The organism is Burkholderia cepacia complex sp. TUM26381 (genome assembly GCF_057439935.1).
In genome coordinates this window covers 3,083,327-3,105,236 of the sequence record NZ_CM172006.1, presented here as the reverse complement: position 1 = coordinate 3,105,236, position 21,910 = coordinate 3,083,327, and the positions used below count along the sequence as shown (strand labels likewise).

22 protein-coding genes are annotated in these 21,910 nt (G+C 65.7%); 19 read left to right on the top strand and 3 right to left on the bottom strand.

The features are described 5' to 3' along the window. Positions 1-14: 14 nt before the first annotated feature. Complete coding sequence (locus ACWMMN_RS14580) at positions 15-1,295, bottom strand: amino acid deaminase (protein WP_486422796.1); 1,281 nt, start codon at positions 1,293-1,295, stop codon at positions 15-17. A 119-nt stretch (positions 1,296-1,414) separates the two neighbouring features. Between ACWMMN_RS14580 and ACWMMN_RS14575 the strand changes: the two genes are divergently transcribed. The 9 genes from ACWMMN_RS14575 to ACWMMN_RS14535 all read left to right on the top strand — a co-directional run bounded on the left by ACWMMN_RS14575 (position 1,415) and on the right by ACWMMN_RS14535 (position 7,886). Next, complete coding sequence (locus ACWMMN_RS14575) at positions 1,415-2,353, top strand: MurR/RpiR family transcriptional regulator (RefSeq protein WP_059233215.1); 939 nt, start codon at positions 1,415-1,417, stop codon at positions 2,351-2,353. 2 nt (positions 2,354-2,355) lie between these two features. Beyond that, the gene (locus ACWMMN_RS14570) at positions 2,356-3,837 is read left to right on the top strand and encodes an N-acyl-D-amino-acid deacylase family protein (protein ID WP_059233216.1); all 1,482 of its coding nucleotides are present in this window, start codon (positions 2,356-2,358) and stop codon (positions 3,835-3,837) included. 78 nt (positions 3,838-3,915) lie between these two features. Continuing rightward, complete coding sequence (locus tag ACWMMN_RS14565; RefSeq protein ID WP_006751946.1) at positions 3,916-4,302, top strand: RidA family protein; 387 nt, start codon at positions 3,916-3,918, stop codon at positions 4,300-4,302. A 175-nt stretch (positions 4,303-4,477) separates the two neighbouring features. After that, positions 4,478-4,897, top strand: coding sequence for a bleomycin resistance protein (locus ACWMMN_RS14560; RefSeq protein WP_059236620.1), 420 nt, complete (start codon positions 4,478-4,480; stop codon positions 4,895-4,897). Positions 4,898-5,150: 253 nt separating this feature from the next. Next, on the top strand, positions 5,151-5,399 hold the full coding sequence (locus ACWMMN_RS14555) for a hypothetical protein (RefSeq protein WP_155627113.1): 249 nt from the start codon (positions 5,151-5,153) through the stop codon (positions 5,397-5,399). Positions 5,400-5,496: 97 nt separating this feature from the next. Further along, complete coding sequence (locus ACWMMN_RS14550; protein ID WP_059233217.1) at positions 5,497-5,859, top strand: DUF1493 family protein; 363 nt, start codon at positions 5,497-5,499, stop codon at positions 5,857-5,859. 197 nt (positions 5,860-6,056) lie between these two features. Next, a protein-coding gene (locus tag ACWMMN_RS14545) for an IS5 family transposase (protein ID WP_342702881.1) occupies positions 6,057-6,874 on the top strand; the annotation gives its coding sequence in 2 pieces (ribosomal slippage) (positions 6,057-6,405 and positions 6,405-6,874; 819 coding nt in all). After that, positions 6,826-7,455 (top strand): peptidoglycan recognition protein family protein, encoded by a 630-nt coding sequence (locus tag ACWMMN_RS14540; protein WP_486422795.1) that lies wholly within the window; start codon positions 6,826-6,828, stop codon positions 7,453-7,455. Before ACWMMN_RS14545 ends, ACWMMN_RS14540 begins: the two co-directional genes overlap by 49 nt. After that, entirely contained in the window at positions 7,449-7,886 is a 438-nt protein-coding gene (locus ACWMMN_RS14535; protein ID WP_155627114.1) for a hypothetical protein, read from the top strand. Before ACWMMN_RS14540 ends, ACWMMN_RS14535 begins: the two co-directional genes overlap by 7 nt. Positions 7,887-7,952: 66 nt before the next feature. Here the strand turns inward: ACWMMN_RS14535 and queF are convergent, their stop codons facing one another. Together queF and ilvA are read right to left on the bottom strand one after the other, a co-directional pair. After that, on the bottom strand, positions 7,953-8,777 hold the full coding sequence (gene queF, locus ACWMMN_RS14530; RefSeq protein ID WP_059233218.1) for an NADPH-dependent 7-cyano-7-deazaguanine reductase QueF: 825 nt from the start codon (positions 8,775-8,777) through the stop codon (positions 7,953-7,955). 12 nt (positions 8,778-8,789) lie between these two features. Then, complete coding sequence (ilvA, locus tag ACWMMN_RS14525; RefSeq protein WP_059233219.1) at positions 8,790-10,313, bottom strand: threonine ammonia-lyase, biosynthetic; 1,524 nt, start codon at positions 10,311-10,313, stop codon at positions 8,790-8,792. A 576-nt stretch (positions 10,314-10,889) separates the two neighbouring features. Between ilvA and ACWMMN_RS14520 the strand changes: the two genes are divergently transcribed. The 10 genes from ACWMMN_RS14520 (at position 10,890) to ACWMMN_RS14475 (ending at position 21,891) form a co-directional block, all read left to right on the top strand. After that, positions 10,890-14,915 carry a DUF3683 domain-containing protein gene (locus tag ACWMMN_RS14520; protein WP_174993187.1) on the top strand — a complete coding sequence of 1,342 codons (4,026 nt, stop codon included), beginning with the start codon at positions 10,890-10,892 and terminating at the stop codon, positions 14,913-14,915. An 85-nt stretch (positions 14,916-15,000) separates the two neighbouring features. Beyond that, positions 15,001-15,444, top strand: a complete 444-nt coding sequence (locus ACWMMN_RS14515) for an HIT family protein (RefSeq protein WP_486422794.1) — start codon at positions 15,001-15,003, stop codon at positions 15,442-15,444. Further along, positions 15,441-15,854 carry a gamma-butyrobetaine hydroxylase family protein gene (locus tag ACWMMN_RS14510; RefSeq protein ID WP_069747065.1) on the top strand — a complete coding sequence of 138 codons (414 nt, stop codon included), beginning with the start codon at positions 15,441-15,443 and terminating at the stop codon, positions 15,852-15,854. The genes ACWMMN_RS14515 and ACWMMN_RS14510 overlap by 4 nt, the downstream gene beginning before the upstream one ends. A 52-nt stretch (positions 15,855-15,906) precedes the next feature. Then, the gene (gene ubiE / locus ACWMMN_RS14505; RefSeq protein ID WP_059233223.1) at positions 15,907-16,638 is read left to right on the top strand and encodes a bifunctional demethylmenaquinone methyltransferase/2-methoxy-6-polyprenyl-1,4-benzoquinol methylase UbiE; all 732 of its coding nucleotides are present in this window, start codon (positions 15,907-15,909) and stop codon (positions 16,636-16,638) included. Positions 16,639-16,679: 41 nt separating this feature from the next. Next, a complete protein-coding gene (locus tag ACWMMN_RS14500; protein ID WP_059236622.1) occupies positions 16,680-17,711 on the top strand; it encodes a Tim44 domain-containing protein in 1,032 nt (343 codons plus the stop codon). Positions 17,712-17,875: 164 nt separating this feature from the next. Then, positions 17,876-18,502, top strand: a complete 627-nt coding sequence (locus ACWMMN_RS14495; protein WP_175847519.1) for a ubiquinone biosynthesis accessory factor UbiJ — start codon at positions 17,876-17,878, stop codon at positions 18,500-18,502. 12 nt (positions 18,503-18,514) lie between these two features. After that, on the top strand, positions 18,515-20,092 hold the full coding sequence (ubiB, locus tag ACWMMN_RS14490) for a ubiquinone biosynthesis regulatory protein kinase UbiB (RefSeq protein ID WP_059233225.1): 1,578 nt from the start codon (positions 18,515-18,517) through the stop codon (positions 20,090-20,092). A 17-nt stretch (positions 20,093-20,109) separates the two neighbouring features. After that, on the top strand, positions 20,110-20,736 hold the full coding sequence (locus tag ACWMMN_RS14485) for a class I SAM-dependent methyltransferase (RefSeq protein ID WP_486422793.1): 627 nt from the start codon (positions 20,110-20,112) through the stop codon (positions 20,734-20,736). 95 nt (positions 20,737-20,831) lie between these two features. Then, the gene (locus ACWMMN_RS14480) at positions 20,832-21,179 is read left to right on the top strand and encodes an FmdB family zinc ribbon protein (protein ID WP_059233227.1); all 348 of its coding nucleotides are present in this window, start codon (positions 20,832-20,834) and stop codon (positions 21,177-21,179) included. A 61-nt stretch (positions 21,180-21,240) separates the two neighbouring features. Beyond that, the gene (locus ACWMMN_RS14475) at positions 21,241-21,891 is read left to right on the top strand and encodes a DUF502 domain-containing protein (RefSeq protein ID WP_014896080.1); all 651 of its coding nucleotides are present in this window, start codon (positions 21,241-21,243) and stop codon (positions 21,889-21,891) included. Positions 21,892-21,910: the final 19 nt, after the last annotated feature.

Sequence of the window (21,910 nt, the reverse complement as noted above, 5' to 3'; positions counted from 1 at the left end):
CGCGCGGGGGGGCGTCAGAAGAACGTTTCGACGACTTCCGTCACGCGGAACTGCGGATCGAGCACGAGCACCTGGCGCCACTTGTCGAACGTCAGGCACGGGTGCGAGATGTCGAACGCGACCATGTCGCCGACCTTCACGTCCGCGCCCGGCGGGATCTGCAGGTACGCGTGCTGGTCCATCATCCCGGTCACGGCCCAGCCTTCGGTCGCGGCGACGTCGCGCGGCGCGGTGTCGCGGCCCGGGCGGAAGTGGCGCGCCGGCTCCGGCAGGCCCGCGTCGAACGCCGCGTCGCGCTTGCCGAGTGCGACGATCGCGCGGTCGGCTTCCGGCACCGATTGCACGTATGCCCACAGCTGCAGCGCCGGCAGCAACCCTTCGCCCATCGAGCGGGCGATCGGGTTGCGCGCGAACACGTCGGTCTGCGCCTTCTTGTAGATACCGACGTCGTGCGTCAGGTAGCAGCCCGGGCGCAGCACGACTTCCGCGAAGCCCGCGTCGGACGCCTTCCTGAATTCTTCCGCGACCACGTCGTACCACGCCGAACCGGCGCCGGACAGGATCGCCGGCGTGCGCGCGAAGCGGCCCGCTTCGGCGAGTTCGCGCGTGAGCGTGACGGCTTCCTGCAGGAACGTGCGGATCTCGCCTTCCTCTTTCAGCACGCCTTCATAGAGTTCGATGCCGGCCAGCTTCAGCGTGTCCGGATAGCGCGCGAGCGCGGCCAGCACGGCTTCGCGCTGCGCGGCGTCGCGCACGCCCGCGCGGCCGCCCGGCACGCCGAGCTCGATCAGCACGTTCAGCGATTTCTTCGCGTCGCCGAAGAAGCGGCCGAGCTGGTCGACGCTCTCGGCGGAATCGACGAGACAGAAGAATTCGAACTCGGGATCGGACAGCAGCCCGGCGATGAGCGTCATGTTCTGGCGGCCGATCAGCTGGTTCGCGAGCAGCACGCGGCGCACGCCGCCGTGGTACGCGGCCTGCGTCTGGTGCGCGGTCGCGAGCGTGATGCCCCACGCGCCGGCGTCGAGCTGGCGGCGGAACAGTTGCGGCGCCATCGTCGTCTTGCCGTGCGGCGCGAACTGGACGCCGTATTTCTGGACAAACGCCTGCATCCAGTTCAGGTTGTGTTCGACGCGGTCTTCGTAGAGCACGGCGGCCGGCAGGCTGACGTCTTCCGCGAGCAGGTTCCATTCGAGCCGGCCTGCGTCGCCGAGCGGCACGCTCGCGCTCGGCAGATTGCCCAGACCCTTGCCGAACGGGTCGATCGTCGCTTCCTGATAGTTTGTAACTTTCATGTCATCCCGCTCCATCATCACTATGCATTGCACCGAAGTTGACACGCAGATGGTACAGAAAGTAGCATCGGCGCGGTGATGTTATTTAGTAACATCAAGCCCCGCACCCTTATCAGCAGATGAATACGCCCGCTTCCCCGTCCGCTCCGCTCGCGGCCGAGCCTCATCCGGCGCCGGCCGCCCCGCCGCTCCTCGACATCGTCGCGCGGATCGCCGAATGCGCGCCCGAGCTGCGCGAAGCCGAGCGCAAGGTTGCCGCGTTCATCCTCGCCGATCTGGCGCGCGCCGCGCATGCGAGCATCGGCGCGCTCGCGCGCGACGCGGAAGTCAGCGTCGCGACGGTCACGCGTTTCGCGAAGGCCGTGGGCTGCCGCGACGTACGCGAACTGAAGGTGCTCGTCGCGCAGGCGGCGGCCGTCGGCCAGCGCTTCCTGGTGCCGTCCGACGACGCGCCGGCCGCCGACGCGAGTCCCGCGTCGATGGTTTATGACGAGATCCGCGTGGCGCTCGCGCACAACCACCAGCTGCTGCGCAACACGTCGTTCGAGGCCGCGGCCGACCTGCTCGCCGCCGCGAAGATGACCTACGTGTACGGGCAGGGCGGCGGGTCGACCGCGCTCGCCGACGAGCTGCGCTTCCGGCTCGTGCGTTTCGGCCGGCCGGTCGCGAGCTACCAGGACAGCGTGCTGCAGCGGATGGTGGCTGCCACGCTGTCGCGCGACACCGTCGTCGTCGCGCTGTCGGTGAGCGGGCGCGTGCCCGAGTTGCTCGAGAGCTGCCGGCTCGCGAAGCGCTACGGCGCGAAGCTGATCGCGATCACGGCGCCGGCGTCGCCGCTCGCGAAGCTCGCCGACCACCTGATCCCGGTCGTCGCATTCGAAACCGATTTCATTTACAAGCCTTCGACATCGCGTTACGCGATGATGATGGCGATCGACGTGCTCGTCACCGGAGTCGCCATGCGGCTCGGCGATGCGGGCCGAGAATCGCTGCGCCGCATCAAGCACGCGCTCGATGCGCACCGCGGCGGCGGAGACCGTCAACCGGTAGGAGACTGACCATGCATTCGCATCCCGAAGCCGCCGATACGCTGATCGTCGGCGCGCAGCTGTACGACGGCACCGGCGCACCGCCTGTCACGCGCGACGTCGCGATCCGCAACGGCGTGATCGCTGCGATCGGCAACCTGTCGAACTGGCTGGCCGAGAACGTCGTCGATGCGAACGGCCGCGCGCTCGCGCCGGGCTTCGTCGACGTGCACACGCACGACGACACGCACGTGATCCGCGCGCCGGAGATGATCCCGAAGATCTCGCAGGGCGTGACGACCGTGATCGTCGGCAATTGCGGGATCAGCGCGTCGCCGGTGACGCTCGCGGGCGATCCGCCCGACCCGATGAACCTGTTGGGCGAGCGCGGCGCGTTCCGGTACCCGACCTTCGCCGACTACGTCGCGGCCGTCAACGCCGCGCGCCCGGCCGTCAACGTCGCGGCGCTGGTCGGCCATACGGCGCTGCGCAACAACCAGATGGACCGCCTCGACCGCGCGGCGACCGACGGCGAAATCGCCGGGATGCGCGCGCAACTCGAGGAGGCGCTCGCGAACGGCGCGCTCGGCCTGTCGTCGGGCCTCGCGTACGGCTCCGCGTTCGCGGCGCCGGCCGAGGAAGTGATGGCGCTCGCCGAGCCGCTCGCGAAAGCCGGCGCGCTGTACACGACGCACATGCGCACCGAATTCGACGCGATCCTGGATGCGATGGACGAGGCGTATCGCGTCGGCCGCCATGCGCAAGTGCCGGTCGTGATTTCGCACCTGAAATGCGCGGGCCCGTCGAACTGGGGGCGCAGCACCGAAGTGCTCGCGTCGCTCGAAGGCGCGCGCCGCTACCAGCCGGTCGGCTGCGACTGCTATCCGTACAGCCGCAGCTCGTCGACGCTCGACCTGAAGCAGGTAACGGGCGACATCGACATCACGATCACGTGGTCGGAGCCGCATCCGGAAGTCGCGGGCAAGCTGCTCAAGGCGATCGCGGCCGACTGGGGCGTGACCGAGCAGGAAGCCGCGCAACGCATCCGCCCGGCCGGCGCGGTGTACCACAACATGTCCGAGGACGACGTGCGCCGGATCCTGTCGCACCCCGCGACGATGGTCGGCTCCGACGGGCTGCCGAACGATCCGCTGCCGCATCCGCGGCTGTGGGGCGCGTTCCCGCGCGTGCTCGGCCATTACGTGCGCGACACGAACCTGCTGCCGCTCGAGGAAGCGATTCGCAAGATGACGTCGCTGTCCGCGCGCCGCTACGGGATCGCGAAGCGCGGCGAGGTGCATGTCGGCTACCACGCCGATCTCGTGCTGTTCGATCCGGCGAGCGTGATCGACGCCGCGACGTTCGAGAAGCCACAGCAGCCCGCGCACGGGATCGACGCGGTGTGGGTGAACGGCGTGCTGACCTACGAAAACGGCCAGCCGACCGGCGAGCGCGCCGGTGGCTTCGTCGCGCGCGGCGAGCGCGTGGCGGCGAGTGCCGACGCCGCGTTCTGAGCGCGGCAGGTGTTCCGATCTCCCGCGCGTGCCGCTGCCGGCGCGCGCATCCGTAACTGAAATATGAGGAGTGAAACGATGAAACGATATGGCGTGGGCGAAGCGAAGGGGACCGGCGGCCAGGTGATGCCGTTCGCACGTGCGGTCGAGGCTGACGGCTGGCTGTACGTGTCGGGCCAGACGCCGATGGTGAACGGCGAGGTCGTCGAAGGCGGGATCGTCACGCAGTCGAAGCAGACGATCGAGAACGTGATCGCGATCCTGAAGGAAGCCGGCTACGGCCTCGAGCACGTCGTGCGCTGCGGCGTGTGGCTCGATGACGCGCGCGATTTCGCGTCGTTCAACAAGGTGTTCGTGTCGTACTTCGGCGAGCATCCGCCGGCGCGCGCGTGCGTGCAATCGAGCATGGTCATCGACTGCAAGGTTGAGGTCGACTGCATCGCGTACAAGGCGCCGGCGAAGTAACACGCCGACGGCGAACCGAGATGTGACGGGCCCTGCGCATTCGTGTGCGCAGGGCCCGTTTTTTCATGTGCGGCACCTGGCTTGAAGGACCGGGTTCCGCTGCGTGACCGCAACCGCCGCAACGCATTCCACCCGTTCGTGTAACGTGCCGTACGACTTTACCGGGAGGAAGAATATGGAATGGGCTGCGCTGGTGCCGGAGCTGATCTGCTCGAACCTTGCAGGAAGCGTGCGCTTCTATCGTGACGTGCTGGGATTCCGGATTCGCTTCGAGCGTCCGGAAGACGGCTTCGCGTACCTCGAGATCGGGGGCGCTCAACTGATGCTCGAACAGCAGAGCCCCGAGAGTTGGTTGACGGGGCCGCTGACGCCGCCGTTCGGGCGGGGGATCAATCTGCAGATCGAGGTGGATTCGCTCGACCCCATCCTCGGCCGGATTCGCGCCGCTGGCGTGGCGCTGTTCGTCGAGCCGCGCACGTCCTGGTATCGGGAGGGCGACATCGAGCACGGCCAGGTCGAGGTGCTGGTGCAGGACCCTGATGGCTACCTGTTGCGGCTGGTGGAGATCCTCCCTGTGCGGCCGCTGCAGGGCTGATTTCGGGCCATCTGGCTCCCGCGATGACTGCAACCTGACGTCTCGGCGTCGGCTGGTTCCAGTTGATGCGGAACGGGTTAATGGCGAGCCCGCCGAGACGTGTAGCCGCGCATGCGCAGCGATCCTGGAGGAAGCCGGTTAAGGCTCGAGCACGTCGTGCGCCGCGACGTGTGGGTCGGCGACGCGCACGATTTCGCGTAGTTCAACACGGTGTTCGTGTCGCCCGTCGGCACACGCGTGCGTGCGGTCGAGCATGATCATCGACCACATCGCGGACAAGGCATCGGCGAAGCAACTCGGCAAGGGTAGGAGCTGTGCAACAAGGCCGGTGCATTTGCGTGCACCGGCCTTGTTTCGTCATGACGGAGGCAATGCATGGATGAGGGCGCTCGGCGAGCAGATGGGCTGGGAACGTTCAAATGCAATGCGGTTGAAGCGGGGTATGAGCGGCAACGAGAGTTTGCATTGTGTGACGAACTTTTTTCAACGGGCCTCAACGTGACACATCTATCCGGCGGGATGCGGCGGCTATCGGCGCGGGTGCGTGGCCCGATCACCGAGTACAACTGTCTTGTTGAACCAGAGTGCAAGGTGTTTTGATGGAAAACGTGCAGTGGGACGAGATCGAGGCCTTCGTCAGATCCGAAGCAGGGCTTGGCAAATCGATGCCGCTGTCCGTGGCCACGAGGCTTTGGGAGGATCTTGGCCAGACCGTCGATGAAGCCGACGATTTCATGGGCCACTTTTTTGAGCGATTTTGCATCGATACCGGCGACTTCGATTTTCACCGGTATTTCCTGATGGAAGGCGAGGGAAGTTATTCGTTGTTCCGGCGATGGGTGCTTCGTCAACCGCACGACCTCAAACGGGAGTCGATCACGCTGGCGATGCTGTATCGCGCAGCGGTTGAACGGAAATGGGACACCGGACGAATGGCCGAGCTATCGCGAAAGCCGAGTTAGCCGGTGTGCATGACGGGTGAAGGCATGAACGTAAGCGATCGGCGGAAAGATTGCGGCGATATGATGCGGGTATTGAATGCTCTCGATTGATTTCAATGGAATGGTTGTTAGAGAGTGTTTCAAAAAGAGCGTTAGCCATCTGTTAACTCGAACACAAAGCTGTTAACCTCGACCGTTGTGACATGCGGAGCGAGGAGATGACCAGGCCGATCATCGACGACGAATTGTGGGCATTGATCGAACCACTTTTGCCACCAGCAAAGCCGAGACGCTTCCGGTACCCGGGGCGCAAACCCGTAGCCGATCGGGCTGCGCTGACCGGAATACTTTTCGTACTCAAGAGCGGCATTCGCTGGAACGAACTACCTGCCGAGATGGGTTGCGGATCGGGCATCAGTTGCTGGCGCCGCCTGCGCGACTGGCAACAGGTCGGCGTCTGGGATCGGCTCCACGAGATCCTGCTCGCGAAGCTGCGTGCCGCCGATCGGATCGACTTTTCTCGTGTCGTCATCGATTCCACTTCTGTTCGAGCAGTTGGGGCGGGCGAAAAACTGGACCGAACCCCACCGATCGTGCGCGACCCGGTTCCAAACATCACGTCGCCACCGACGCCAACGGCACGCCGCTCGCGATCATCCTGACGGGCGCGAACCGCAACGACATCACGCAACTGCTGCCACTGGTCGACGCCATCCCACCGGTTCGCGGTTTGCGTGGTCGCCCCTTGCGCAAGTCTGGCCGGATCTATGCCGATCGGGCTTACGACCACGACAAATATCGCCGGCCGTTGCACGCTGCCGGGATTCCCACATCGATTGCCCGACGCGGTGAACCTCACGGCAGCGGTCTTGGCAAAGTACGTTGGGTCGTCGAACGTACCAATGCCTGGCTGCACGGATTCCGCCGTCTTCGTACACGATTTGAGCGTCGTGCCGACATCCATGAAGGGCTCCTCAAACTCGCCTGTTGCCTGATCTGCTGGCGAACGCTTCAGCGCCCGGACGACTCTTTTTGAAACACTCTCTTAGTCCACGCGTAGTGCGGGCCAGAAAAGCTCAGATCGAGCGTGGTGAGATGCCGAGGATTAGCGGAGTAGTCGTCCATCAAACTGGCGGTTCAACGGCGGCTTCTGCTCTCAGTAGCTATCAGAATGCGTCTGCCAGCGGGGCGCATTTTCTGATTGAGAAAGATGGAACGATTTATCAGACGGCATCTTTGAAGAAGCAGACTTGGCATGTTGGTCGTCTCAAGGCGCGCTGTGTTGCCGAAATGCGTTGCACGCCGGTCGAACTGGAGCAACTTCGCCGTTTTGACCCGCGTGGCGAAAACCGGCGTGAGATGCGCAAGGCGGTCCCGGACCGTTACCCTTCTAATACAGACAGCATTGGCGTGGAATTGGTCGGTGAAGCACTCCCGCTCAATGAACCGAACCCTGACCGACGAACCTACGTCGCGGCGCCGGAAGCTCAGAATGACTCGCTTCGATGGCTCATCCATGGACTTTCGGTAACACTCAATGTGCCGTTGGCAGAGGTTTTTCGCCATCCGGCAGTATCGCGGAAGAACCGCACAGAGGCGGCGAAGGGGCAATGGTGATTCGACTCGCGGTTTTGATGTTGGCGCTCGTGCTCGACCACAGCGCGGTTGCGGGTACATTGCCCGATGGTACGTCGCCTGGAGGGGCTTTACCCACGGTTGTGCCAGAGTCAGTCGAAATCGTCACGAACGGCGCGTGGTCGGCTGACATCAGCGGGGACGAAACGGCAGATACGTGTCGTACGTTCGTTCTTCGGCAGGCGGATGTCCGCGCGTTTTTCAAGCGTGCGAGCCGCGTAACAGAACGGGCATACAGCCATGATCTGGACGCCGCGAATTGCTATGCCGAAGGCAAGGCACGTGTCGCGGGTGGTGGTTCGGCGAAATGGAGAATAGACCAGGCAAGGCGCGGCTTCATTTCGATGCCCGATGGTCGAACGATCTACCTGTATTGCCCGAAGTGCCAAGCCGATGTGTTCGCACCGAACTAGAAAGACATTCTTTTCGCAAGCAGGCGGTGCTGGCGGGCTTCCACATGCCCGCCAGTCCCCTTGCATTTACTGCCGCGCAGTCCGCGCGTTGTCAGGCATCGGCTGGTTGTAGTTCGTGCGGAACGGGTTGATGTCGAGCCCGCCACGGCGCGTATAGCGCGCATACACCGCCAGCTTCACCGGTTTGCACGCGTGCATGATGTCGAGGAAGATCCGCTCGACACATTGCTCGTGAAAGCCCGTGTGATTGCGGAACGAGATGATGTAGCGCAGCAGGCCCGCGTGGTCGATCTGCGGCCCGACGTAGTGGATCTGCACGCTGCCCCAGTCGGGCTGGCCCGTGACCGGGCAGTTCGAGCGCAGCAGGTCGGACACGAGCGTTTCCTCGACCGGCGCTTCGTCAACGGCTGCCGACAGCAGCGACGGATCGGGTTCGTAGATGTCGGTATCGAGATCGAGGCGGTCGAGCGACAGCCCGTCGAGTTCTTCCATCTCGAGCTTGCCGAAATCGTGCGCCGACACGAGCTGCACCGACACGGTCGCGCCGCACGCGGCCGACACGTCGCGCTTCAGCACGTCGCGCACCGCATCGATCGAGTCGAACTTCGACTGCGCGAACGAGCCGAGATACAGCTTGAACGACTTCGATTCGACGATGGCCGGCGATTCGGCCGGCACGTAGAACGTCGCGACCGCGACCTGCGGCTTGCCGCGCGCATTGAGCCACGACAGCTCGTACGCGTTCCAGATGTCGGTGCCGAAGAACGGCAGCGCCGACGTGATGCCGAGCTGCTCGCGCGCGCCGGCGCGCGGGATCGGGAACAGCAGCGACGCGTCGTACTGCGCCGCGTAGACGGTGGCCTTGCCGAGCGGGGAATGTTCGGGATTCATCGTGGGACGCCTTTACGACAGGAAGAGGCGGTAAGCCGGGTTGGCGCTCTCTTCGACATACGGGTAGCCGAGTGCCGCGAGGAAGCGTTCGAATTCGGCGCGATCGGCCTGCGGCACCTGCAGCCCGACGAGGATCGAGCTGTAGTCCGCGCCCTGGTTGCGGTAGTGGAACAGGCTGATGTTCCAGTCCGGCGCCATCGACGACAGGAACTTCATCAGCGCACCCGGCCGCTCAGGGAATTCGAAGCGGAACAGGCGTTCGTCGAGCGCGAGCGGCGAGCGGCCGCCGACCATGTAGCGGATGTGTTCCTTCGACAGCTCGTCGTGCGTCAGGTCGACGCTCTTGAACCCGTGCGACTCGAAGTTCGCGGCGATCTCCGCCGATTCGCCGCGGCGCTTGATCTGCACGCCGACGAAGATGTGCGCGGACTGCGCATCGGCGATCCGGTAGTTGAACTCGGTGACGTTGCGGTCGCCGACGAGCGAGCAGAAGCGCTTGAAGCTGCCGCGTTCCTCGGGGATCGTGACCGCGAACACGGCTTCGCGCGCCTCGCCGACTTCGGCGCGCTCGGCCACGAAGCGCATCCGGTCGAAGTTCATGTTCGCGCCGGACGTGACCGCGACGAGCGTCTGGTTCTCGATGCCCTCGCGTTCCGCGTACAGCTTCGCACCCGCGACCGCGAGCGCGCCCGACGGCTCGAGCACGCTGCGTGTGTCCTGGAACACGTCCTTGATCGCCGCGCACAGCGCGTCGGTGTTGACCGTCACGACGCCGTCGAGGAATTCGCGGCACAGCCGGAAAGTTTCCTCGCCGACGAGCTTCACCGCCGTGCCGTCCGCGAACAGGCCGACTTCGCTCAGCTCGATGCGCTCGCCGGCATCCAGCGACTGCGCCATCGCGCACGAATCCTCGGCCTGCACGCCAATGACCTTGATCTCCGGGCGTACGGCCTTCACGTATGCCGCGACGCCGGACGCGAGCCCGCCGCCGCCGATCGGCACGAAGATCGCGTGGATCGGGCCCTGGTGCTGGCGCAGGATCTCCATCGCGATCGTGCCCTGGCCGGCGATCACGTACGGATCGTCGAACGGGTGGACGAACGTGAGGTCGCGCTCCTGCTGCACCTTGACCGCGTGCGCATACGCATCGCTGTACGATTCGCCCGCCTGGATCACCTCGACGCTCGGGCCGCCGTGCGCGCGCACCGCATCGACCTTCACCTGCGGCGTCGTGACCGGCACGACGATCACGGCCTTCACGCCCATCCGGGCCGCCGAGAACGCGACGCCCTGCGCGTGGTTGCCGGCCGATGCCGTAATCACGCCGCGCGCGAGCGCGTCCGCCGGAATGTGCGCCATCTTGTTGTACGCGCCGCGCAGCTTGAACGAGAACACCGGCTGGTTGTCCTCGCGCTTCAGGTATACGGCATTGCGCAGCCGGACCGACAGGTTGCGGGCGGGTTCGAGTTCCGTCTCGATCGCGACGTCGTAGACGCGCGCGGTGAGGATTTTTTTCAGGTAATCGTGGGATGCCATGGGCGCTCGCGTGCAGTGCGGAAGCAGACGGTAAAGGGTCAATGATAGCGCCAAGGGTCCGCCCGCATGCAAGCGGCATGCCGGGCGAGTGGTCGCGGCGCCGCGCGGACGGGGCGTTCGCGACACGGAACGTCCCTTTTTTACCGGCTTAACCGAATGGTTACCGACCGGACGGGCGGCGAATGATCGCACGAAACCGCGCCGAACCCCGCCCGGCGCGGCTGGCGGCGATAGCCCCACGACCTGTCCGGCGTGTCACGGATGGTGCGATCATGGGTTAGAATTCCGTTTTGAATCAAGGATTCGGAAGATGCAGAGGCACCCTCGGATCGCACCGTTGAAGCCGACGCCGCGCGCAGCCAGCCCCGCGGCCGAACGGCATGCGCGCCGCGCGCGATCGTGCTGATCGTTCCGAGTGCCGCCAGGCCCTGTCGCCGGCCAGGAGGGGCAAGTCGCCCGCTCCGGCCCCATGAAGGACAGCCGCGCGTCTGGTAACAGAACAGATTTCCCCAAGATTGCGCCTACGCGCTTGCCGACGCCCGTGCACGGTGTATCGGCCCTCCGAGTCGTCCGAACATGAACGCACCACAAGTTTTCGATCCGCATGGCGCGGCCGCCGCCGTCGCCGCCGACCCCGCGCCCCGCTTGCGCGAGATTCCCTATAACTACACGTCCTTCTCGGATCGCGAGATCGTGATCCGCCTGCTCGGCGAAGAGGCGTGGTCGGTGCTCGACGAACTGCGCGCCGAGCGCCGCACGGGTCGCTCGGCACGGATGCTGTATGAAGTGCTCGGCGACATCTGGGTCGTGCGCCGCAACCCGTACCTGCAGGACGACCTGCTCGACAACCCGAAGCGCCGCGCGTTGCTGATCGAGGCGCTGAACCACCGCCTGACCGAGATCGGCAAGCGCCGCAACGCCGATCTCACCGCGCACCGCGACGACGCGGGCCGCGAGCGCGCATTGCGTGTCGAGATGCTCGAAACCGCCGCGCAGCGCGCGGTCAATGACTTCGCCGACGAATTCGAGAAGATGGCCGACCTGCGCCGTCGCGCGACCAAGGCGCTCGGCCGCTGCACGGAAAAGGACAACATCCGCTTCGACGGGCTGTCGCGCGTGTCGCACGTGACCGACGCGACCGACTGGCGCGTCGAATACCCGTTCGTCGTGCTGACGCCCGACACCGAAGCCGAGATCGCGGCGCTGATCAAGGCCTGCTTCGAGCTCGGCCTGACCGTGATCCCGCGCGGCGGCGGCACCGGCTACACGGGCGGCGCGGTGCCGCTCACGCCGTTCTCCGCGGTGATCAACACGGAAAAGCTCGAGCAGCTCGGCGCGGTCGAGCTGACCGAACTGCCGGGCGTCGCGCACAAGGTGCCGACGATCTTCTCCGGCGCGGGCGTCGTCACGCGCCGCGTGACGGAAGCGGCCGAGGCGGCCGGTTACGTGTTCGCGGTCGATCCGACGTCGCTCGACGCATCGTGCATCGGCGGCAACGTCGCGATGAACGCGGGCGGCAAGAAGGCCGTGCTGTGGGGCACCGCGCTCGACAACCTGGCCTGGTGGCGGATGGTCGACCCGGACGGCAACTGGCTCGAAGTCACGCGCCACGAGCACAACCAGGGCAAGATCCACGACATCGCGGTCGCGCGTTTCGAGCTGAAGTGGTTCGACGGTGCGTATGCGCCGGGCGAGAAGCTGCTGAAGAGCGAGATGCTCGAGATCGAAGGCCGCCGGTTCCGCAAGGAAGGGCTCGGCAAGGACGTGACCGACAAGTTCCTCGCCGGCCTGCCGGGCGTGCAGAAGGAGGGCTGCGACGGGCTCATCACGTCCGCGCGCTGGGTGCTGCACAAGATGCCCGCGCACACGCGCACCGTCTGCCTCGAGTTCTTCGGCCAGGCGCGCGAGGCGATCCCGAGCATCGTCGAGATCAAGGACTACCTGTTCGAGACGTCGAAGCAGGGCGGCGCGATCCTCGCGGGTCTCGAGCACCTCGACGAGCGCTACCTGCGCGCGGTCGGCTACGCAACGAAGAGCAAGCGCAACGCGTTCCCGAAGATGGTGCTGATCGGCGACATCGTCGGCGATGACGCCGACGCAGTGGCGCACGCGACGTCCGAAGTGATCCGGATGGCGAACGGCAAGAGCGGCGAAGGCTTCGTCGCGATCAGCGCGGAGGCGCGCAAGCGCTTCTGGCTCGACCGCAGCCGCACGGCCGCGATCGCGAAGCACACGAACGCGTTCAAGATCAACGAAGACGTCGTGATCCCGCTGAACCGGATGGGCGAGTACACCGACGGCATCGAGCGGATCAACATCGAGCTGTCGCTGAAGAACAAGCTGCAACTCGTCGACGCGCTGGAAGCGTTCTTCCGCGGCGGCAACCTGCCGCTCGGCAAGACCGACGATGCGAACGAAATCCCGAGCGCCGAACTGCTGGAAGACCGCGTGCAGCAGGCGCTGGAACTGCTCAAGCGCGTGCGCGCACGCTGGGAATTCGTGCGCGACCGGCTCGACCAGCCGTTGCGCGAGGCGCAGCACTACCTCGTGCAGCTCGGCTACGAGGCGCTCGCCGAGAGGTTCGCGGATCGCGCGGACGAACAGCCGGGCGCGACCGTGTTCCACATCTCGCAGGACCGCACGGTCCGCATCTCGTGGAAGCAGGAGATCCGCGCGGAGCTGCGCGCGATCTTCAACGGCGGCGCGTTCAAGCAGATCCTCGACGAAGCGCAGGCGATCCACAAGCGCGTGCTGCGCGGCCGCGTGTTCGTCGCGCTGCACATGCACGCGGGCGACGGCAACGTTCACACGAACATCCCGGTCAACTCCGACAACTACGAGATGCTGCAGGACGCGCACGCGTCGGTCGCACGCATCATGAAGCTCGCGCGCTCGCTCGACGGCGTGATTTCCGGCGAACACGGGATCGGCATCACGAAGCTCGAGTTCCTGACCGACGACGAGATCGCCGAGTTCCGCGCGTACAAGCAGCGCGTCGACCCGAACGGACGCTTCAACAAGGGCAAGCTGCTCGACGGCGCCGATCTGCGCAACGCCTATACGCCCAGCTTCGGGCTGATGGGCTACGAGTCGCTGATCATGCAGCAGTCCGACATCGGCGCGATCGCCGATTCGGTGAAGGACTGCCTGCGCTGCGGCAAGTGCAAGCCGGTGTGCGCGACGCACGTGCCGCGCGCGAACCTGCTGTACAGCCCGCGCAACAAGATCCTCGCGACCTCGCTGCTGGTCGAGGCGTTCCTGTACGAAGAGCAGACGCGCCGCGGCGTGTCGATCAAGCATTGGGATGAGTTCAACGACGTGGCCGACCACTGCACGGTGTGCCACAAGTGCGCGACGCCGTGCCCGGTGAAGATCGACTTCGGCGACGTCACGATGAACATGCGCAACCTGTTGCGCAAGATGGGCAAGAAGAAGTTCAACGCCGGCAATGCGGCCGGCATGTTCTTCCTGAACGCGACCAATCCGCAGACGATCAACGCCGCGCGCACGGTGATGATGGGCGTCGGCTACAAGGTGCAGCGCTTCGCGAACGACATGCTGAAGAAGGTCGTGACGAAGCAGACGCAGCACCCGCCCGCGACGACCGGCAAGCCGCCCGTCGTCGAGCAGGTGATCCACTTCGTCAACAAGAAGATGCCGGGCAACCTGCCGAAGAAGACGGCGCGCGCGCTGCTCGACATCGAGGACAACAAGATCGTGCCGATCATCCGCAACCCGAAGTCGACGACCGTCGATTCGGAAGCGGTGTTCTACTTCCCGGGCTGCGGCTCCGAGCGCCTGTTCTCGCAGGTCGGCCTCGCGACGCAGGCGATGCTGTGGGAAGCCGGCGTGCAGACGGTGCTGCCGCCGGGCTACCTGTGCTGCGGCTATCCGCAGCGCGGCTCGGGTCAGTACGACAAGGCCGAGAAGATCGTCACGGATAACCGCGTGCTGTTCCACCGTGTCGCGAACACGCTGAACTACCTCGATATCAAGACGGTGGTCGTGTCGTGCGGCACCTGCTACGACCAGCTCGCCGGCTACGAATTCGACAAGATCTTCCCGGGCTGCCGGATCATCGACATCCACGAGTTCCTGCTCGAGAAGGGGATGAAGCTCGACGGCGTGTCGGGCACGCGCTACATGTATCACGACCCGTGCCACACGCCGATCAAGACGATGGATCCGGTGAAGCTCGTCAACGAGCTGATGGGTTCGGAAAAGGACGGCTACAAGATCGAGAAGAACGAGCGCTGCTGCGGCGAATCGGGCACGCTCGCGGTCACGCGCCCGGACATTTCGACGCAGGTCCGCTTCCGCAAGGAAGAGGAGATCCGCAAGGGCGCCGCGAAGCTGCGCGCGATCCCGGTCGTGGCCGGCGATGCGGCGGCGCCGGCCGCCGCGGCCGCGAACGGCCCGGACGTGAAGATCCTGACGAGCTGCCCGTCGTGCCTGCAGGGCCTGTCGCGCTACAGCGAGGACGCGAACCTCGAAGCCGACTACATCGTGGTCGAAATTGCGCGTCAGGTGCTCGGCGAGAACTGGATGGCCGATTATGTCGCACGCGCGAACAATGGCGGGATCGAGCGCGTGCTGGTCTAATGCGGGCATGACGACCGCCCGACCGGGCCAGGAATGAGCGGGCGCCGGCGCAGCAATGCCGGCGCCCGTCCACATGGGAGCGACGATGGAATGCGTGTTTTGCCGTGAAGACGGCGGCGAGCTGCTCTGGCGCGACGATGCGGTGCGCGTCGTCCTCGCGACGGGCGAGCACGAGTATCCGGGCTTCTGCCGGGTAATCTGGGGCGCGCACGTGGCCGAATTCTCCGATCTCGGCGAACCCGAGCGGGCACACCTGATGCGCGTGGTCTACGCGGTCGAGCGGGCCGTGCGCCGTGTGATGCAGCCGAACAAGGTGAATCTCGCGAGCCTCGGCAACATGGTGCCGCACGTGCACTGGCACGTGATCCCGCGCTTTTCCAACGACGCCCACTTCCCGCAGCCCGTCTGGGCGCCGCGCCAGCGCGGCGTGTCCGAGGCGCTGCTGCGCTCGCGCGCTGCGCAGGCCTCGCTGCTGCACAATGCGGTGCGCGAGGAAATTCAACGCATGACCGATTCGAGGCAGCCATGAGCGGTTTGACTTCCACGACGCCGATTCCGTCCGGCGTCGTCGTGCACGCGGTGTCGCGCGTGCTCGAATTGCAGTACCCGAACGGCGACAGCTACCGGATTCCGTTCGAGCTGATGCGCGTCTATTCGCCGTCGGCCGAGGTGCGCGGCCACGGGCCCGGACAGGAGACGCTGCAGACCGGCAAGCGCGAAGTGACGATCACGGCGCTCGAGGGCGTCGGCAACTACGCGCTGCAGCCGACCTTCTCCGACGGCCATTCGACCGGCATCTACTCATGGGATCTGCTGTACGAGCTGGCGACGCAGCAGGACGCGCTGTGGCGCGACTATTTCGACAAACTGAAGGCGGCGGGCGTCGAGCGCGACGCACCGATGCAGGCGGCCTCCGCGCCGCACGGCCACTGCCACTGAAATCGACGGCGCCCGCTCGGCGCCGTCTTGCCATTTACTGAGGATCAACGCGATGAGCAAAACCCACTTCGGCTTCGAAAGCGTCGAGGAAAACGAAAAAGCGAAGAAAGTGGCGGGAGTGTTCCATTCGGTCGCGAGCAACTACGATCTGATGAACGACCTGATGTCGGCGGGCATGCACCGCGCGTGGAAGGCGTTCACGATCGCGCAGGCGAACGTGCGCCCCGGTTTCAAGGTGCTCGATATCGCGGCCGGCACCGGCGACCTGACGAAATCGTTCAAGAAGGCGGCCGGGCCGACGGGCGAGGTGTGGCACACGGACATCAACGAATCGATGCTGCGCGTCGGCCGCGACCGGTTGCTCGACAAGGGGTTCGTGACGCCGTCGCTGCTGTGCGACGCCGAGAAAATTCCCTTTCCGGACAACTACTTCGATGTGGTCACGGTCGCGTTCGGGCTGCGCAACATGACCCACAAGGACGCCGCGCTGGCCGAGATGCGCCGCGTGACGAAGCCCGGCGGCCGCGTGATGGTGCTGGAATTCTCGAAAGTCTGGGATCCGCTGAAAAAAGCGTACGATCTGTATTCTTTCAAAGTATTACCGTGGCTTGGCGACAAGTTCGCGAAAGATGCTGAAAGTTACCGGTATCTTGCTGAATCTATCCGGATGCACCCCGATCAGGACACGCTGAAGACGATGATGGAACAAGCGGGCCTCGATGCCGTCAAATATTACAATTTGTCAGGTGGCGTGGTAGCTTTACACATGGGAACCAAGTACTAAGGGGTTCTTTCCATACATTCGCCTTACATTTGGAGAAGCTGATGTCCGAAACGCGTTCGTTGTTCAACCGTAGCAAGCCGTCGAAGCCGTGGGCTCGACGAGTCGGCACACTGCTGATGGTCGGCCTGCTCACGGCCGGCACGTTCGCATCGCTCGACGCTGAAGCCAAGCGCATGGGCGGCGGGCGCAGCATCGGCCGGCAGAATTCCACCGTCACGCAGCGCCAGGCCACGCCGCCCGCACAGCAGCCGATGCAGCAGGCCGCGCCGTCGCAGGCGCAGCGTGCGAACCCGGCCACGCCCACGCCGGCCGCGCAGCCCAACCGCTCGCGCTGGCTCGGGCCGATCGCCGGTCTCGCGGCCGGTCTCGGCATCGCGGCGCTGCTGTCGCACTTCGGCCTCGGCGGCGCATTCGCGAGCATGATGGCGAACGTCATCGTGATCGCGCTGCTCGCGATGGTCGGTATCTGGCTGATCCGCAAGTTCATGAACCGCCGTCGCCCGCAGGAGCCGGCGTACTCGGTCGGCGGCTCGGCGTCGTCGTCGGGTGGCTACTCGCAAAGCCCGTCGTTCCAGCAAAGCAATACCGGCAGCAATTACGCGGGCAGCGGCAGCAGCTATGCGAACGAAGCGCAGGGCGTGTTCGGCGGCGGTGCAGCGGCCGCCGGCACGGCAGCGGCTGCGGCAGCACCGCTCCAGGTGCCGGCCGGCTTCGACACCGAAGCGTTCCTGCGCAGCGCGAAGGTCTACTTCGTGCGCCTGCAGGCGGCGTGGGACCAGGGCAACCTGGCCGACATTCGCGAGTTCACGACGCCCGAAATGTTCGCCGAGATCAAGATCGACCTCGATTCGCGCGGCAACGAGGCGAACCAGACCGACGTCGTGCAGCTCGACGCGGAGCTGGTTGCCATCGAGGATCGCGGCATCGAGCAGTCGGCGAGCGTGCGTTTCCACGGCCTGATCCGCGAATCGGCGAGCGCGTCGGCCGCACCGTTCGACGAGGTGTGGAACCTGGCGAAGTCGGGTAGCCAGGGCTGGCTGCTCGCGGGTATCCAGCAGATCAACACGCACTGAGCGTGTTCGGCGGCCCGCGCCGCCGGGCACCCGGGCGACGGCCGCCGCACTGCGACTGCTTGCCGCCCGGGTGTACGGTCAGGCACGGTCTGCCGACGATCCGACGTTACAATAGAAACCCGCGTGGGCGCCCGGCCTGCGCGGGTTTTTTCTTTCCCAGCCCGATGACCTTTGCCGCCAAGCCTTTTGCTGCTGCCGTCAATCACCTGCTCGCGCGCGAATCGTGGGCGCGCGACCGCCTGATTCCCTATGCGGGCAAGACTGCCCGGATCGACGTGCCCCCCGTCACGCTCACGCTGCTGGTGCAGCCCGACGGCTATCTGACCGCCGTCGACGCGCACGATGCGCAACAGGTCGACGTGTCGATCGCACTCGCGGGCGATACCGTCGCCGCGTTTCTGCAGGGCGGCCAGGCGGCCGTGATGAAGCACGTGAAGATCGAGGGCGACGCGGAATTCGCGACGCAGATCGCGAAGCTGGCCGAGCACCTGCGCTGGGAACCTGAAGAAGATCTCGCGAAGCTGGTCGGCGACGCGGCGGCATTCCGGATCGCGACGGTCGTGCGCGATGCCGGTGCACGCGCGCGACGCACCGGCCGCAACGTGCTCGATTCCGTCGCCGAATACTGGCTCGACGAGAACCCGCAAGTCGTCCGGCGCACGTCGCTCGGCGGCTTCGACGCCGAACTGGCGCGCGCACGCGATGCGCTCGCGCGGGTCGAAAAGCGGGTCGAGCGACTCGAACAAAAAATCGGCGCGCGCACGGGCCCAGGCCCGCGCGGCGCGCACTGAGGGCCGCAGGGCATGCGCATTTTCCGTTTCATCAAGATTGTCTACACCGTCATCCGTTTTGGTCTCGACGAAGTGATGCTGTCCCGGATCGACGACCGGCGCGTGAAGCTGCTGCTGCGGATCACGACGATCGGCCGCCGCTATTCCGATCCGCCCGCCGTGCGGCTGCGTCACGCGCTCGAAAGCCTCGGCCCGATCTTCGTGAAGTTCGGCCAGGTGCTGTCGACGCGCCGCGACCTGCTGTCGGTCGATTTCGCGAACGAACTCGCGAAGCTGCAGGATCAGGTGCCGCCGTTCGATTCCGCTGTCGCGATCGCGATCATCGAGAAGTCGCTCGGGGCGCCGGTCGACGAGCTGTTCGACGAATTCGAGCGCGAGCCGATCGCGAGCGCATCGATCGCGCAGGTGCATTTCGCGAAGCTGAAGCAGGGCGTACACGCGGGCAAGGCCGTTGCGGTGAAGGTGCTGCGCCCGAACATGCTGTCCGTGATCGACTCGGATCTTGCGCTGATGCGCGACATCGCGATCTGGACCGAGCGCATGTGGGCCGACGGCCGCCGCCTGAAGCCGCGCGAAGTCGTCGCCGAATTCGACAAGTACCTGCACGACGAGCTCGACCTGATGCGCGAGGCCGCGAACGGCAGCCAGCTGCGCCGCAACTTCGCGGGCCTCGACCTACTGCTCGTGCCCGAAATGTTCTGGGATTTCTCGACGTCGCAGGTGCTCGTGATGGAGCGCATGACGGGCGTGCCGATCAGCCAGGTCGAGACGCTGCGCTCGGCCGGCGTCGACATCAAGAAGCTCGCGCGCGAAGGCGTCGAGATCTTCTTCACGCAGGTGTTCCGCGACGGTTTCTTCCATGCGGACATGCACCCCGGCAACATCCAGGTGAGCCTCGACCCGAGCACGTTCGGGCGCTACATCGCGCTCGATTTCGGGATCGTCGGCGCGCTGTCCGATTTCGACAAGAACTACCTCGCGCAGAACTTCCTCGCGTTCTTCAAGCGTGACTATCACCGCGTCGCAACGCTGCACCTGGAATCGGGCTGGGTGCCGCCCGAGACGCGTGTCGAGGAACTCGAAAGCGCAATCCGCGCCGTATGCGAGCCGTACTTCGACCGCGCGCTGAAGGACATCTCGCTCGGCCAGGTGCTGATGCGCCTGTTCTCGACATCGCGCCGCTTCAACGTCGAGATCCAGCCGCAGCTCGTGCTGCTGCAAAAGACGATGCTCAACGTCGAAGGGCTCGGCCGCTCGCTCGATCCCGAACTCGATCTGTGGAAGACCGCGAAGCCGTACCTCGAGCGCTGGATGACCGAGCAGATCGGCCTGCGCGGCTGGTACGAGCGCTTCAAGGTCGAGGCGCCGCAGTGGAGCAAGACGCTGCCGCAACTGCCGCGCCTGATCCATCACGCGATGGCCGCGCGCCACGACGCGCCGCGCGCCGCGAGCGAGGAGCTGATGCGCCAGGTCCTCGTCGAGCAGAAACGGACGAACCGGTTGTTGCAGGCGCTGCTGATCTTCGGCCTGGCGGTCGGTGTCGGGGCGCTGGTCGCGCGCGTATTGCTCGCGCTCGCCTACGGCGCCTGACCGAAAGGAGTACGACGATGCCCGATCCTAAGCAACCGGCCGCACCGACGTCCGCCGATTTCGCGACGCGCGACCCGGCCAAGGCATCGTTCTGGGACGAGCGTTTCGCGCGCGGCGTGACGCCGTGGGAATTCGGCGGCGTGCCCGACGGCTTTCGCGTGTTCGCGCACCGGCTCGAGCCGTGCACGGTACTGATTCCCGGTTGCGGCAGTGCGCAGGAGGCCGGGTGGCTCGCGCAGGCCGGTTGGCCGGTGCGTGCGATCGATTTCGCCGCGCAGGCGGTAGCTGCCGCGAAGGCGCAGCTCGGCGCGCATGCGGACGTCGTCGAGCAGGCCGATTTCTTCACGTACCGGCCGCCGTTCGACGTGCAGTGGGTGTACGAGCGCGCGTTCCTGTGTGCGCTGCCGCCGGCCATGCGGGCCGGCTATGCGGCTCGGATGGCCGAGCTGTTGCCGGCGGACGGATTGCTGGCCGGCTATTTTTTCGTGATGGCGAAACCGAAGGGGCCGCCGTTCGGAATCGAGCGTGCGGAACTCGACGCGTTGCTCGCGCCGCACTTCGAGCTGATCGAGGATTTGCCCGTGACCGATTCGCTGGCCGTGTTCGAAGGGCACGAGCGCTGGCTCACGTGGCGCCGCCGCTGATGGGCGGGTGTCACGGCCATTGCCGGAGCGCGCCAGGGTTTCAGCTATAATTCAAGGTTTTGCAAGCCGTTTCCAGTTTCTGCGGGAAAAATATCATGCCGATCTACGCCTATCGATGCGAAGCGTGCGGTTTCGCGAAGGACGTGCTCCAGAAGATGAGCGACGCGCCGCTGTCGCAATGCCCTGAATGCGGGAAGGATGCTTTTCGCAAGCAGGTGACTGCCGCCGGTTTCCAGCTGAAGGGCTCGGGGTGGTATGTCACCGATTTCCGCGGCGGTTCGGGCGGCACCAGCGCACCGGCGACGGCGTCGGGTGACGCGGCGCCGGCCGCTTCGGCGGAAGCCGCGCCCGCAGCAGCCGCGCCGGCTGCCGCAAGCTCTTCCGACAGCACGACGACGAGCGCCGCGCCTGCACCGGCCGCAGCGCCCGCCGCCAGCAGTTGACCGTCGCGGCCCGGCCGGGTCGCGACCAATCCGCGCCGCCGGCGCGGTTCATTGACGGCAGATGATGAAAAAGACGACCCTGAAATCGGTGTTTCTGACCGGCCTGCTGGTTCTCGTCCCGCTCGCGATCACGCTGTGGGTGCTCGGCCTCATCATCGGCACGATGGACCAGACGCTGCTCCTGCTGCCCGAATCGTGGCAGCCCGAGCGGATGCTCGGCTTCCATCTGCCGGGGATCGGCGCGGTGCTGACGCTCGCGTTCATCTTCGTCGTCGGGCTGGCCACGCGCAACTTCATCGGCCAGAAGCTCGTCACGTGGTGGAACGCGGTCGTGCGTCACATCCCGGTCGTCGGGCCGATCTACACGAGCGTCAAGCAGGTGTCGGACACGCTGCTGTCGAGCAGCGGCAACGCGTTCCGCAAGGCGCTGCTGATCGAATACCCGCGCCGCGGCTCGTATACGATCGCGTTTCTGACCGGCGCGCCCGGCGGCGACGTGGTCAACCATCTGACGGAAGAGTACGTGAGCGTGTACGTGCCCACGACGCCGAACCCGACGTCGGGCTTCTTCCTGATGCTGCCGAAGAGCGAAGTCATCGAACTCGACATGTCGGTCGATGCCGCGCTCAAGTACATCGTCTCGATGGGCGTCGTGGCGCCTCCGGCGCCGGCTCCGGCGCCCGCCCGCCGCCCCGTCGAGCCGCCGCTGTAAGTAAAGAATCATCGCCCGG

Bases quoted from the DNA above. Each gene is read 5' to 3' on its own strand.
- ACWMMN_RS14485 (WP_486422793.1), top strand. From the start codon at position 20,110: ATGCCCGATCCTAAGCAACCGGCCGCACCGACGTCCGCCGATTTCGCG.
- ACWMMN_RS14495 (WP_175847519.1), top strand. From the start codon at position 17,876: ATGACCTTTGCCGCCAAGCCTTTTGCTGCTGCCGTCAATCACCTGCTC.
- ACWMMN_RS14535 (WP_155627114.1), top strand. From the start codon at position 7,449: ATGGTGATTCGACTCGCGGTTTTGATGTTGGCGCTCGTGCTCGACCAC.
- ubiB (WP_059233225.1), top strand. From the start codon at position 18,515: ATGCGCATTTTCCGTTTCATCAAGATTGTCTACACCGTCATCCGTTTT.
- ACWMMN_RS14515 (WP_486422794.1), top strand. From the start codon at position 15,001: ATGGAATGCGTGTTTTGCCGTGAAGACGGCGGCGAGCTGCTCTGGCGC.
- ACWMMN_RS14575 (WP_059233215.1), top strand. From the start codon at position 1,415: ATGAATACGCCCGCTTCCCCGTCCGCTCCGCTCGCGGCCGAGCCTCAT.
- ACWMMN_RS14480 (WP_059233227.1), top strand. From the start codon at position 20,832: ATGCCGATCTACGCCTATCGATGCGAAGCGTGCGGTTTCGCGAAGGAC.
- ACWMMN_RS14565 (WP_006751946.1), top strand. From the start codon at position 3,916: ATGAAACGATATGGCGTGGGCGAAGCGAAGGGGACCGGCGGCCAGGTG.
- ilvA (WP_059233219.1), bottom strand. From the start codon at position 10,313: ATGGCATCCCACGATTACCTGAAAAAAATCCTCACCGCGCGCGTCTAC.
- ACWMMN_RS14510 (WP_069747065.1), top strand. From the start codon at position 15,441: ATGAGCGGTTTGACTTCCACGACGCCGATTCCGTCCGGCGTCGTCGTG.
- ACWMMN_RS14570 (WP_059233216.1), top strand. From the start codon at position 2,356: ATGCATTCGCATCCCGAAGCCGCCGATACGCTGATCGTCGGCGCGCAG.
- ACWMMN_RS14475 (WP_014896080.1), top strand. From the start codon at position 21,241: ATGATGAAAAAGACGACCCTGAAATCGGTGTTTCTGACCGGCCTGCTG.
- ACWMMN_RS14520 (WP_174993187.1), top strand. From the start codon at position 10,890: ATGAACGCACCACAAGTTTTCGATCCGCATGGCGCGGCCGCCGCCGTC.
- ACWMMN_RS14500 (WP_059236622.1), top strand. From the start codon at position 16,680: ATGTCCGAAACGCGTTCGTTGTTCAACCGTAGCAAGCCGTCGAAGCCG.
- ACWMMN_RS14560 (WP_059236620.1), top strand. From the start codon at position 4,478: ATGGAATGGGCTGCGCTGGTGCCGGAGCTGATCTGCTCGAACCTTGCA.
- queF (WP_059233218.1), bottom strand. From the start codon at position 8,777: ATGAATCCCGAACATTCCCCGCTCGGCAAGGCCACCGTCTACGCGGCG.
- ACWMMN_RS14580 (WP_486422796.1), bottom strand. From the start codon at position 1,295: ATGAAAGTTACAAACTATCAGGAAGCGACGATCGACCCGTTCGGCAAG.
- ACWMMN_RS14550 (WP_059233217.1), top strand. From the start codon at position 5,497: ATGGAAAACGTGCAGTGGGACGAGATCGAGGCCTTCGTCAGATCCGAA.
- ACWMMN_RS14555 (WP_155627113.1), top strand. From the start codon at position 5,151: ATGATCATCGACCACATCGCGGACAAGGCATCGGCGAAGCAACTCGGC.
- ubiE (WP_059233223.1), top strand. From the start codon at position 15,907: ATGAGCAAAACCCACTTCGGCTTCGAAAGCGTCGAGGAAAACGAAAAA.